This is a genomic window from Burkholderia sp. AU33545 (assembly GCF_020419685.1).
Classification (GTDB): Bacteria; Pseudomonadota; Gammaproteobacteria; order Burkholderiales; family Burkholderiaceae; genus Burkholderia; species Burkholderia diffusa.
Map to the genome: position 1 here is coordinate 253,345 of NZ_JAIZRQ010000001.1, position 12,258 is coordinate 265,602.

7 protein-coding genes are annotated in these 12,258 nt (G+C 60.9%); all 7 read left to right on the forward strand.

What is annotated here, in order from left to right; all coding sequences use genetic code 11:
* The first annotated feature begins 17 nt into the window (after positions 1–17).
* Positions 18–3,413, forward strand: coding sequence for a heparinase II/III family protein (locus LGM71_RS01110; protein WP_226113624.1), 3,396 nt, complete (start codon positions 18–20; stop codon positions 3,411–3,413).
* Between the two features lie 22 nt (positions 3,414–3,435).
* Positions 3,436–5,970 (forward strand): DUF6270 domain-containing protein, encoded by a 2,535-nt coding sequence (locus tag LGM71_RS01115; RefSeq protein ID WP_226113626.1) that lies wholly within the window; start codon positions 3,436–3,438, stop codon positions 5,968–5,970.
* A 58-nt stretch (positions 5,971–6,028) separates the two neighbouring features.
* Positions 6,029–7,036: a glycosyltransferase gene (locus LGM71_RS01120; protein ID WP_226113628.1), complete on the forward strand. Its 1,008-nt coding sequence runs from the start codon at positions 6,029–6,031 to the stop codon at positions 7,034–7,036.
* Positions 7,033–7,833 (forward strand): SGNH/GDSL hydrolase family protein, encoded by an 801-nt coding sequence (locus LGM71_RS01125; protein WP_226113630.1) that lies wholly within the window; start codon positions 7,033–7,035, stop codon positions 7,831–7,833. Before LGM71_RS01120 ends, LGM71_RS01125 begins: the two co-directional genes overlap by 4 nt.
* Positions 7,788–10,034 (forward strand): capsular polysaccharide biosynthesis protein, encoded by a 2,247-nt coding sequence (locus LGM71_RS01130; RefSeq protein WP_226113632.1) that lies wholly within the window; start codon positions 7,788–7,790, stop codon positions 10,032–10,034. Before LGM71_RS01125 ends, LGM71_RS01130 begins: the two co-directional genes overlap by 46 nt.
* Positions 10,035–10,261: 227 nt before the next feature.
* Positions 10,262–11,485, forward strand: a complete 1,224-nt coding sequence (locus LGM71_RS01135; protein ID WP_226113634.1) for a capsule biosynthesis protein — start codon at positions 10,262–10,264, stop codon at positions 11,483–11,485.
* Positions 11,472–12,257 (forward strand): SDR family NAD(P)-dependent oxidoreductase, encoded by a 786-nt coding sequence (locus LGM71_RS01140; RefSeq protein ID WP_226113636.1) that lies wholly within the window; start codon positions 11,472–11,474, stop codon positions 12,255–12,257. Before LGM71_RS01135 ends, LGM71_RS01140 begins: the two co-directional genes overlap by 14 nt.
* Position 12,258 lies beyond the last annotated feature (1 nt).

Below are 12,258 nucleotides of genomic sequence, written 5' to 3' on the forward strand. Positions count from 1 at the left end.
CAATGTGTGGTGTAGCTATGAATGAAGCATGGATCGATCGGGTTGTACTGAATCGCGCGCGGGCGGTGCTGAGCGGTGCGTTTACCGTTGAACGCAAAAGCTCGGTTCGTTTGTCCTCGATGGTCGGATGGACGCTGCCCGAGAAGGGCAACCTGCTTTTGGTGATAACCGGCGAGCATTTGACCGAAGCAAAGGCGGCGGAAATCGGCTTCATCAAGACGTCGTCCGGTTTCTACAGGTATCTGCTGCCGTCGATCAAGGACGGAAAACTTGCATTCGATTTCGAGGTGATTCCTGAGGTGACCGGATTTCAGATTCGGCCCTGGAACATGACGACGCCTGTTGTACTCGAGGACGTCGTACTGACGAGTGAGGATGCCGTTCCGGCGTTTCCCGGTCAGTCGCGGCGGGTCGTGAAGCGGTGGCATACGCTTGCCGCAGACGGCAGCCTGCCGCTATTGGCCAATTTTCTGATTCGCAAGGAGAACTGTGGATTTCATTGCGTCGCTCACTGCAATCGCTGGTACGAGTCGATGGACGAGTTCGCGATCCGGGCTCGTAGTGATGCGTTCGGTCGAGAAGATGTGTATGTCGAGACCCGTACGGGAGAATTGGTTCCCGCGTCGCGGCAGCGTGCCCAACCGGCCTTTCTCGAGATCCCGGCTTCGGTCGACGAATATCTAAAGTCGATCGGGGACAAGTCGCGAAACATGATCCGGAAGGCACGGAAGCTCGGCTACGAATTCAGGAACATCGCCCCCGAGACGCTGGGCCAGGACATCTATGACATCAGAACTTCCGATCCGATGCGGCAGGGGCGCCCGATTCCCGAGTATTTCCATACGAACCCGCCGCAATACGTACTTGCTCCGAGTCCGGTGGGTTGCGAAATCCACACCGAGAAATTCATCGGAATTTTTCTGGGCGACCGGTTGGTGTCGTATATAACCGTGTTCCTGTTCGGCGAACTGGCGCAGGTCAACCACATTCTTTGCCACAAGGCACATGCCACGAATGGGGTGATGAATCTCAACGTCCTGCACATGGTCGACGAGTTGATTACGCGTCATCCTCATGTCAAGGCGGTGAACTACATGTATATCGCCGGCCGCGATAGCGGTATCGACACATTTCGGCGCAGCGTCGGATTTACCCCCCGCAACTTCCTCGCATACGACGGTGCGCCGGCGATGTTTGCCGACATCCATACTCCATCTGCGTCCGGCGATGCAGGTGACGAGCCGAGCGCACAGCAATCGGGTAAGGGAAAGGAAAAACTCCGGTTGTCGCAATGGTCGTTCCTCCGCGAAGCGATCGCGGAGGAGGGCGCGCTCGCACATGTCGCCGACAGGATCGGGCGTGCGGTCGTCGAGATGCCGAAGCCGGCTCCGGAGCAATTCGTCGAGTACATCGGCAAGGGACTGATGAAGTCTGTCGCGGTTCATCCCGCCGGGGCGATCATCGCTGTTCCGTTCCCGGCGCAGGTCGATGCGAAGGTCGGTCATGGCGTCGTCGACTATCTCAACCGACGTTTCAAAGGTATCCCAGTTGGAGACGAAGGTTTTCGGGCAGGTTTCAAGGGGGGCGAACTGCGTGCACTCGCGTTTTTCGAAATCACCGACTGGGCCGAACAGTTCTGCAACGGCATCTTGGTGCTCGAGAAGGTAACCGATGCACCCGGCACTCCGCCGGAAAGTGCCGAAACGGCGGATGTTCAGGTCAAGGCAGAAGCCGATTTCCTGGCAGCGACGGCAGTCCGTCCATCAAGACTGGAGCGCGTGCGTCTGGTCGAAGACTACCAACCGCTTGCCGAGGATTGGCTCAAGGCCGGCGTCGCTCAAATGTCGTTCATGACAGGGGCTACCCGCATCGAAGTCAAGATTGGTACACGGTTCCCGTGGAACCACACGTTTGCACTCAATGCCGATCGGATGTGGTATTACTCGCTCGCGTATGTCGGCCGTCTGCTCGCAACCTGGGCACAGCGGAAGGACGCGGATGCACGCAAGCTGGCGGTCGACCTGATCTCCAGCTTCATGGATTTCACGGCGATTGCCGGGAATCGGCTTGCGATTGGCAGTATTCCGTCCGCCGACCACTCGGCTAGCGAGCGATTGAAGGTGTTGCTGACCTGCCATCAACTGCTCGAAGAGGTTGGCGGCCCGACGGCGTTGCGGGTGCGTCTCCTGCGCGAAATCCACCGCTGGGCAGAATGGCTGGCTGACGATCAAAATCTTGGCGTCGGCAACCACAAGCTGATGGGCGCGACATCGCTCATCTACGTATGTGCGTTACTGGCCGACGGTGAAGGCAGCGGTTATCTGAAGATTGCAGCGGACCGGATCCTGTCGCTTGCAGCGCAGTCGTTCGACGAGGACGGGCTCTGCAATGAGAATACGATCGGCTACCACAATTTCAATTTGTCACTGTACCGCAAGCTCCGCGCCGTACTCACGAACCTTCAGATCGCTGGCGATCTGCGTGACGACATCGATGCCCTGATCGGAAGAGCGTCCCGTGCACTTGAACTCTGTGTGCTTCCCGACGGTAAAATTCCGCCGATAGGCGATTCGCCGCGCTACGATCTCGGGCTGCCGTCGCGAAATGGCGCGTTCTGCTTCTTCGAATCGGGATTCGCCGTGGTGAAGCGTGATGGCCTCTACCTGTCACTGGTGTGCGGCGGGCGAACGGAATGGCACAAGCAAATGGACGATTCGTCGATCTATCTGCAGTACAACGGGGTTGACGTCGTAGTCGACGCCGGGAGCTATTCCTACGATCAGAGTGATCCTTATTCACGTTGCATTACGTCGACCACCGGTCATAGTGCTATTGTCCCGGCGGTGCTTGACGGCTTGCCGCGACATGAGGTGCAGTCGAAGTTCGGCCCGGTCTCGGGGCGCATCGAGCGGTTTGAGGAGTCGGATGACGGTGTCCGGATCGCTTGCACCTACACGGTGCCGGGATGTGACGCCGCGCTGAATCGTTATGTGTTCGTGGGGCGATCGGACGAAGTCGTGGTGGTGGACACGTTCGAGGCGCCCGACACCGCCGACGTCGTGCAGCGTTTCCTCCTCGGCCCGGAGATCGAAACGGCGGCCGGCGACGAGTGCATTCATCTGAGCGCACAAAAGTTCGCTGGCACCCTTATCCATCGGGGTGCAAATGCCGATATATATACGGGCCAGTGTGATGACAGGATTCGCGGCTGGACTGCCTTCGAGTTCGGCAAGGTCACGCCGACCACCGGCATCGACTTGCGCTCGAGAGATGGCGAGAGGGCGTATTCGACGATCATTCGCCTCGGTGGTGGCGGATCGGGTGACGATTGTTCACTGGCCGCGGTGAACTTCGCAGGGCGCAGGGACCCATTCTTCGAAATGGGCGCTGCGCGATTGCGTGACGACAATTAAAAGCAAGTACGAGGAAAAATGGATGGCGCGCAGTAAACCGAAGCTTCTGATTCATGGAAGTTGCGTGAGCCGAGACGCCTTTACCGATCGATTTCCGCAAGCGGAGCAGTATGAGCTCGCGGGTTATCTCGCGCGCAGTTCGTTCGCGACCGCATTTGCGTCGGGGGTGGTAGAGAACGTCGACTTCGACGCGATTGCATCGCCGTTTCAGCGCCGGATGGTTCAATCGGACGTGGGGCACGGATTGGTAACGGTGCTCGCCGCTGGTGGATTCGATTTTTTGCTGATGGATCTGATCGACGACCGATTCAGTCTGTTCGTTGATGAGCGCGGCGCATGCTGTACCGTATCGGGCGAACTGCTGTCGTCGGGATTCGACGTCGGGGCACGCCGCGGCAAGGTAATCAAGCCGTTCACGGATGCGTTCTTCGAGCGGTGGGAAAGCGGCTGGCGGCAGTTGGTCGCGTCGTTGAGCGCAGGGGATCGGCTCAACGCACTGATCGTGAATGAGGTGTACTGGAGCTCGGCCTGTTCCGATGGCACCGATTTCTCGCCCGCATACTCGCGCGACGACATCGCGCAGGCGAACGCATTCCTGTCGAGGCAATATGCTCGGATGCGAGAGGACCTCGCGGACGAACAATTCCTGCATTTCGAGCCGACATTGCTGGTCGGTGCAACCGATCATCAATGGGGAAAGAGTCCGTTCCACTATGTAAGCGGATATTACACCCACTTGCTTGATCGTCTCGATCGATATGTGGCACGAGACGGGGCAGGTACCGCGGAAACTTCTGACAAGCAGGGGAGCAGCGTGGGTTTTGTAAGGTATGTCCGGGACAAGCTGCGTCTGGCCGGAAACCGGTTCCGCGATGAAGACGCAACGCCGCCGACTGCCTGGTACAGCGACCGTGTGACGTTGCAGAAGGCGATGCAAGGTCTCGAGGTGTCGGTACGCGCAACGGCGGCGACGCGCGTCCGTCTGAGCGCAATCGTCAACGGCGACCTGTCGGGGAACCGCAACCTGCTGCTCGTCGTCGCGGGCAATAATCTCGTCGACGCCGATATGCACGCGATGGGGTACATGAAGTCGTGGGTCGGCTACTTTCGATATCTCAAGAACGATATGCGCGAAGATCGGCTGACGACGGAGATCGCGGTCGACGGCAGGATTACGTCGCTCAAGGTGCTGACCTGGAATTTCGACGGCCCCGTCCTGCTCACGGAAGTCTGCTTCGAGGCGGGCGGCGCAGTACTCGATAGTCCGGCATTGAGCGCGAAACGCAAGGACGGCAGCCAGGCGGTCACCATCACGCGCGAACCGGCGATTCGTGCGAACCTGCTGCTCAAAAGACACCGTTGTGGGCCGGAGTGCGTCGTCCATTGCGACAAATGGTTCGCGTCAATGGACGCGTTCGCGTCAAGGCACGACGTCAGGCGCTTTGGCCGGGAACCGGTGTTTGTCGAAGCCGCGAGCGGGGAACTGATGCCCGCCAGCCTGCAGAAGGCCAGCCCCGCATTTCTGACGATTCCCGATACGGTCGACGCGTATCTGCGATCGATTGGCGATAAGTCGCGGAACATGATTCGAAAGGCGAATCGCCTCGGATACCGGTTCCATGAAGGTGGCCATGCAGGCTTCGAGCAGGACATCTACGAGATCCGCACGTCGGATCCGATGCGTCAGGGGCGGCCGATTCCCGAGTACTACTATTCGAATCCGCCGATTTACGTACTGAACCCGAGCGCGGCCGGCTGCGAATATCACACGGAACGATTCTTCGGTATCGTGCACGAAGGGCGTCTGGTTTCATACATTACGCTCTTCATGTTCGGAGAGCTCGCGCAGATCAACCACATCCTGTGCCACAAGGAGCACGTGAAAAACGGGGTAATGAACCTGAATGTATTTCACGTCGTGAAGGAGTTGATCGAGAAATATTCGTGGGTGAAGTCGATCAACTATCTGTACGTCGTGGACGACGGGATGGGGATCAACCTGTTCAAGCGCAGCCTCGGATTTCGATCGCAGCGCTTCATCACGTACGACAGTGCGCTGGATGCAATTTCGTATATCGAGGCCGAGCGAGAGGGCGAGGGGGACCCGGACCTGGACCCGGCTCCGACTCCGACCGTCTCGCGTGAGAGCCAGAAGCCGCGTGTCAAGCTGAAGAAGTGGGATTTCGTGCGGGAAGCAGTGCAGCGGGACGCGCTGGCGGCGAAGCTTGATTCTCTTCTCGGTAAACCGCTGATCGACCTGGCATATCCGGCCGACGGAGACTTTGCGAAATTCTGTGCTGTCGGCCTGGTCGAAAGCACGGAAAGCCATCCGGTGGGTGCATGCTTTCTCGTGCCGTTTCCGAGCCGCGCGGCCGAAGGCAGTCATCCGGACGTTGCGCAATATTTAGCCAAACGTTTCAAAGGTAACCCGATTCCGGATGACGGATTCTCGGTAGGATTCCGCGGCGGAAAATTGCGTGCGCTCGCCTATTTGAATATCGAGGAAGATGCGGCAAATCTGCTCGACGGCGTGCTCGTGCTGGAGAAGGTGGCGTGATGCGGCATGGAACCGCTTTGGCGGCACGCGGCGTTGCGCCGCGGGCCGATCGTCGGGAGTGGACTTGAGTATCCGAAAGCATCCGACTATCGCTCTGGTTGCCGACGGACTGACATCGTCGAGCCTTATTTTCGATAGTCGTATCGTTCCGCTGTCTTCCCGTGGATTTCGCTGGCGGCTGGCGTTTTCGCGTCCGGACTATTTGCTGGTCGAGTCAGCGTGGTCCGGCCTGCGTGATCGATGGAAATACAAGATCGCCGCCTATCCGGAATACCCCGAACGGACGAATCACGCCTTGATCCGGCTGGTCGAAACTGCGAGGGACCGCGGTATTCCGACGGTGTTCTGGAACAAGGAAGATTCGGTTCACTTCGATCGTTTCGTGGAAAGCGCGAAGCTGTTCGATCACGTGTTCACGGTGGACGCCAATGCCGTGGCGCGCTACAAGGCAGTAATGGGCGCGCAGGCGTCGGTACATACCTTGATGTTCGCGATCCAGCCGAAGACGCACGGTTTCACTGGCTTCGACTTCAAGCTCCGGCGTGCGAACTTCGTCGGCAGCTACAGCAGCGAGAACCACGCGCGTCGCCGTGCGTGGCAGGACGCACTGTTCGGCGCGGCATGCGGTAGTGGTCTGGGCCTGACTGTCGTTGACCGCAATTCGGGCCGCAAGGCGCCGCATTATCGATTTCCGGCGCTTGACGACCTGGAGGTACAGCATGCAGTTCGACATGAACAAACCGCCCAGGTGTACCGCGACTATGTCGTGTCCCTGAACGTGAATACGGTCGAGGACTCGCCGACAATGTTCTCGCGCCGGCTGGTCGAGATCCTGGGTTGCGGTGGAATTGCCGTAACAACGCCGGCACGGTCGGTCGATGCGATGTTCTCGGATTTCTGTCACGTCGTGCGCAGCGGCGACGAGGCGCGCGAGCTATTCGCGCGGCTGCGCGGCGGCCCGTCCAGCCGTGATCTCGAGCGCGCACGCGCTGGTGCGGAGTACGTGGCGAAGCACCACACATGGCCGCATCGCCTGCGCCAGATTGCCGAGGTGCTGGGGCGGTGAGTACGATCATGCAACGCGTGCGTGACAGTGTGCTGTTGCGCGTGTGGCGTCGATGTGCGGCGCTTGTATGCAAGCGGCCGCTGCAACACGTACTGGTCCTCGGGGATTCTCACGTTCGCGTGTTCGAGCACGTCTGGTTTGCGTTGAGATTGCCGAACGTACGGTTCGACATCGAATACGTTCCGGGCGCAACGGCAATCGGCATCGACAACCGTCATTCGACGACGTCTGCATTGCTACGCTTCACAGACCGGCTTCAGTCTTCAGGACACGATTGGGTGCTGCTCAATCTTGGAGAAGTCGATACCGCTTATTCGCTGTGGAAACTGGTGGAATTCCGATCGTGCCCGATTCCTGTATTGCTTGACGAGGCGGTTCGCAACTATTGCGAGTTCATTGCCGAAGTGGCCGCGGCCCACCGGGTCGCCGTACTCAGCGCGCCGTTGCCGACGCTGGCGGACCAGGCCGCGCCGCGCGACGAGACGGCCTCGGTACGTCAACAGGTATCGGCAACGCAGCGCGAGCGAACCGAGCTGGCGCGTGAATTCAATGCGCGCATTGAAGCATTTTGTCGTACGCACGGCGTCCCGTACCTCGATTCGAGCCCGCATGCACTCGGAGTGGATGGCCTGGTCAAACGATCATGGCACCATCCCCGCCGGTTCGATCATCACTATGCGCGCCGGCCGTATGCTCGTTGTCTCGTACAGCAGTTGAAGGAGCTGTTTGCGATGCGGGCCGCAGGTGCCGAATGCGCCATTCGGCATGGCAGCGCGCGTGGCGGGGCGGAATTATGAGTCGTCCGCCACGCTGGATCGTTCCGATTCAAAGCGTTGGCCTGTGGGCATGGTGCGGCACGCCCCCTTGGCTCGACGGTATTGTTTCGTGCGGTTTTCCATGGCAGCGATCAGGCATTGCCGGCATTCTCGGCTGGGGCCTGCGCGAAAGCGGCCTGCGTGCCCAGGAATGGGCGCTGCGTGCCGGCGTGGACGTGCTGCGCATCGAAGACGGCTTCCTCCGCTCCGTTTCCCTCGGCGTGCTCGGCGACACCGCGCTGTCGATCGTCATCGACGATCTCGGCATCTACTACGACGCGAGCCGACCGTCCCGTCTCGAGATGCTGGTGAAGGACGCGGCTACCCGGCGGGTTGGCCATGCCGATGCCTCGTGCCACGACGCCAGCCGCGCGATGTCCCTGATCGTTCGCCATGGCCTGTCGAAATACAACCACGCGCCCGATTTCGTTCCTCCCGGCGACTGGCGCGACGACGCGATTCTGGTCATCGACCAGACCCATGGCGACGTCGCTGTCCGCCTGGGCGGCGCCGACGCGTCATCGTTCCGCGCCATGCTTGCTGCCGCGCTTGCCGAAAACCCCGGCAAGCCGGTCTGGATCAAGACGCATCCCGACGTCATGTGCGGCAAGAAAGCCGGCTATCTCGTCGATGCTGCATTCAACGATCCGCGCGTACGCCTGCTGCCGGCCGACGTCAGTCCGCCCTCGCTGCTGAAGCGGGTCGGCAAGGTCTACGCCGTTTCGTCGCAAATGGGTTTCGAGGCGCTGCTGTGCGGTAAGCCGGTCGTGACGTTCGGCTTGCCGTGGTACGCCGGCTGGGGGCTGACCGACGATCGCCATGCGGATGCACCGACCGTCGCCGATCGTCGCGGTCGCGCGACGCTCCTCCAACTGTTCGACGCGGCGTACCTGCGCTATTGCCGTTACATCGATCCTGAAACCGGCAGCCGCGGCAGGATCTTCGACGTGATCGCCCATCTCGCGAAGCAACGCCGGCTGAACGAGGTCACGAGAGGCGAACTCGTGTGCGTCGGGCTGAGCCTGTGGAAGCGCAGCGTAGTCGCCCCGTTTCTGCGGCACGGCGGCGCGCGCGTGCGTTTTGTCGACTCGCCGGCGGCGCTGCGGCGTCTGCCGCCCGATGCGTCGCGAAGCGTCGTGCTTTGGGGCGCCCGCCGTCCCGATGTCGCTGCCGTCGCCCAGGATCTGGGCCTCCCCGTGCTTCGCATGGAGGATGGATTCATCCGGTCCGTCGGTCTCGGTTCGAACCTGATTGCACCGCTTTCTCTCGTGATCGATGATCTCGGCATCTATTTCGATCCGCGCACGCCGTCGCGGCTGGAGGCGATCCTGGAGCGAGGCGGCTTCGACGATGCGGAGCTCGTCGAAGCCCGCTCCGTGCGCACGGCGCTGGTCGACGCGCGTATCGGGAAGTACAACGTCGGCAACGGAGGCGTCGTGCTGCCATCACCCCGTCCCGCGAAAGTGATTCTGGTGCCCGGGCAGGTCGAGGACGATGCATCGATCCGGACCGGCTCACCGTGGATCTCCACAAATCTCGGTTTGCTGTCGAGCGTACGGGCTGCCAATCCCGATGCGTTCATCGTCTTCAAGCCGCATCCCGATGTCGTCAGTGGCAACCGTGCGGGCGCGGTCGCGCTGCACGAAGCATGCCGGCTCGCGGATGCCGTGGCGCCTGAATCCGACGTGATCGCGTGCGTCGAGCAGGCCGACGAAGTGCATACGATGACGTCGTTGACTGGCTTTGAGGCGCTGCTGCGCGGCAAGCGGGTTGTCTGCTATGGTGCGCCGTTTTACGCCGGCTGGGGGCTGACGCACGACGTCTTCGCAAATGTATCGTCAGGCGCCGAGCCCGTGCCAGTCGCGGGCGGTCTGCTGGACACGCATCCGGTCTGGTCGCGTCGCACTCGCCGGCTCACGCTCGACGAGCTGATTGCCGGGACGCTGCTGCGCTATCCGCGCTATGTCCATCCGGTATCGCGCGCCGTGATTGACGCGCACCACGCAATTACATTGCTGTACGCGCAGCGACAATCGACGGGGCAGGGCAAGCTGAAGCGAAATCGACTGACGCAGCAGTCCGGGAAAGTCAAGATGTGGGCGCTGACCACTTACTCGGAATATCGGATTTCGGCGCGCAAGAAACTCTACATGTCGCTGCAACGCTGGCTCGCGAAGCTTTAGCCGCCGGACATCGAAGATGGCGCCGGCGGCATCGGCAGCGCAAATCCGCTATTGCGTTTTTCGGACAACCAAGGTTGCGTGGTTATCTCATAGAACGATACAATTGTTCGCCTATAAATCCGGGGCCGAAAAATCGGGGTAGGGGTGGTAGTTTAACTGCCGGCGCATTCGGCGTTCATTTCGTGTGTGTGCGTAAAAATATTGAAAAATGATAAATCATATTAATAATGCAACGCTCTTTTCTGATTCTGCAGGGCACGGCATCGCCGTTCTTTAGCCGATTAGCCGACGCGTTGCGGAGTCGCGGCCATCGTGTACGCAGAATTAATTTCTGTGGAGGAGACCTGGCCTATTCCGGAAATGGCGTCGCGAGCGATTACACCGCGCATCCGGACGAGCTTGCCGCGTGGTATGCGACAACGCTTCGAACCGGCGACGTGACCGATGTGATCCTGTTCGGCGACTGTCGGGCCATTCACCGGCCCGTGCATCATGTCGCCCGCGATCATGGTGTTGCCGTGCATGTATTCGAGGAAGGATACGTACGTCCGCATTGGCTGACGCTCGAGCGCCACGGCGTCAATGGCCGCTCATTGCTGCCGCGCGATCCGGCGTGGTATCTGGATCAGCGCAGCGTAACGCCTCCGCGCGATCTGGGGCACGCCACCGGATATCGACTGGCCGTCCGCGCCTATCACGACATGCGCTATCGTGCGGCTAATACCCTGTATCATTCTCGTTTTCCGAATTATCGCAGCCATCGTCCGCGCAACGGCATTGTCGAATATGCGGGACTGGCAACACGCGCGTTGAAACAGCCGATATTCGATCATGAGTCGGCGCGGGTGACGCAGCGTCTGCTTGCAGGTCGACCCTATTATCTGTTTCCGCTCCAGGTCAATGCGGATGCGCAAATCGTCCACCATTCGCCATTCGGCAGCGTGCGGGCATCGATCGACGTCGTACTGCAGTCGTTCGCGCAGCACGCACCCGGCAGGCACGATTTGCTGATCAAGAACCATCCTCTCGATACGGGCGTGTTCGATTATCGCGGCCACGTCCGGCAGCTGGCGCGCGATCTCGGGATCACCGATCGCGTGGCGTTCATCGATGCCGGCCATCTGCCGACGCTGCTCGACCACACGCGCGGCGTGGTGCTGGTCAACAGTACCACCGGGATGTCGGCGCTTTACCACCATTGCCCGCTGATCGCACTGGGCGTGGCGATCTATGACATGCCGGGACTGACGTGGCAAGGCGGACTCGACAGCTTCTGGGAGCATGCCGAGCGGCCCGACGAAGGCCTGTTCCAAGCGTTTCTGGATTATGTGATTCATCACACTCAGATCAACGGCGACTTCTATACGGATACTGGCATCCACATGGCCGTAGAGGGCGCCGTGCGACGACTGGAAGCAACCAAGGTGGAGGTCAGTCATGCGTTCGTCTGAACCGCGTCATGTCGTGATCACCGGCGCGACTGCCGGACTCGGGCGCGCGCTGGCATTGGCCTATGCCGGACCCGGCGTCGTTGTCGGGTTGATCGGCCGCGACGCCGCGCGCCTCCACGACGTGGTAGCGGCCTGCCGGGCGCGCGGCGCGACGGTCGAATGCGGTCTTGTCGACGTGTGCGATGCCGAAGCGCTGCGCGCATGGCTGGATGCGTTCGATGACGCGCACCCGATCGATCTGCTGATCGCGAACGCGGGTGTTGCGAGTACGCTGGCGCACGCCGACGACTGGGAGGAGCTCGAGCGCACGACCGTCGTGGTCGATACGAACCTGTACGGTGCGCTGCATGCGGTGCTGCCGGTGATCGCGCGCATGCGCGGACGCCGTCGCGGCCACGTTGTGATGGTCAGTTCGCTCGCGGCGTTGCGCGGGATGGCGATTTCGCCCGCGTATTGCGCGAGCAAGGCGGCGATCAAGGCCTATGGCGATTCCGTGCGGCCGGTGCTGGCGCGTGATGGCATCAGGATGTCGATCGTGCTGCCCGGATTCGTGAAGACCGCGATGAGCGATGTCTTTCCCGGCGACAAGCCGTTCATGTGGTCGGCCGAGCGTGCCGCGCGGCATATCCGCCGCAGGCTGCATGCGGGCCGGGCGGAAATCGCGTTCCCGGGCACGCTCGCGTTCGGGATGCGATTGTTGACGCTGTTGCCGGCGCTGTTCGCCGATGCGATTCTCGGCAAGCTGTCGTACCTGCCGCGCGAGGGCCGCTAGC

Excerpts from the sequence above, each read along its gene's own strand:
- LGM71_RS01135 (WP_226113634.1), top strand. The coding sequence starts at position 10,262 with ATGCAACGCTCTTTTCTGATTCTGCAGGGCACGGCATCGCCGTTCTTT.
- LGM71_RS01115 (WP_226113626.1), top strand. The coding sequence starts at position 3,436 with ATGGCGCGCAGTAAACCGAAGCTTCTGATTCATGGAAGTTGCGTGAGC.
- LGM71_RS01110 (WP_226113624.1), top strand. The coding sequence starts at position 18 with ATGAATGAAGCATGGATCGATCGGGTTGTACTGAATCGCGCGCGGGCG.
- LGM71_RS01140 (WP_226113636.1), top strand. The coding sequence starts at position 11,472 with ATGCGTTCGTCTGAACCGCGTCATGTCGTGATCACCGGCGCGACTGCC.
- LGM71_RS01130 (WP_226113632.1), top strand. The coding sequence starts at position 7,788 with ATGCGCCATTCGGCATGGCAGCGCGCGTGGCGGGGCGGAATTATGAGT.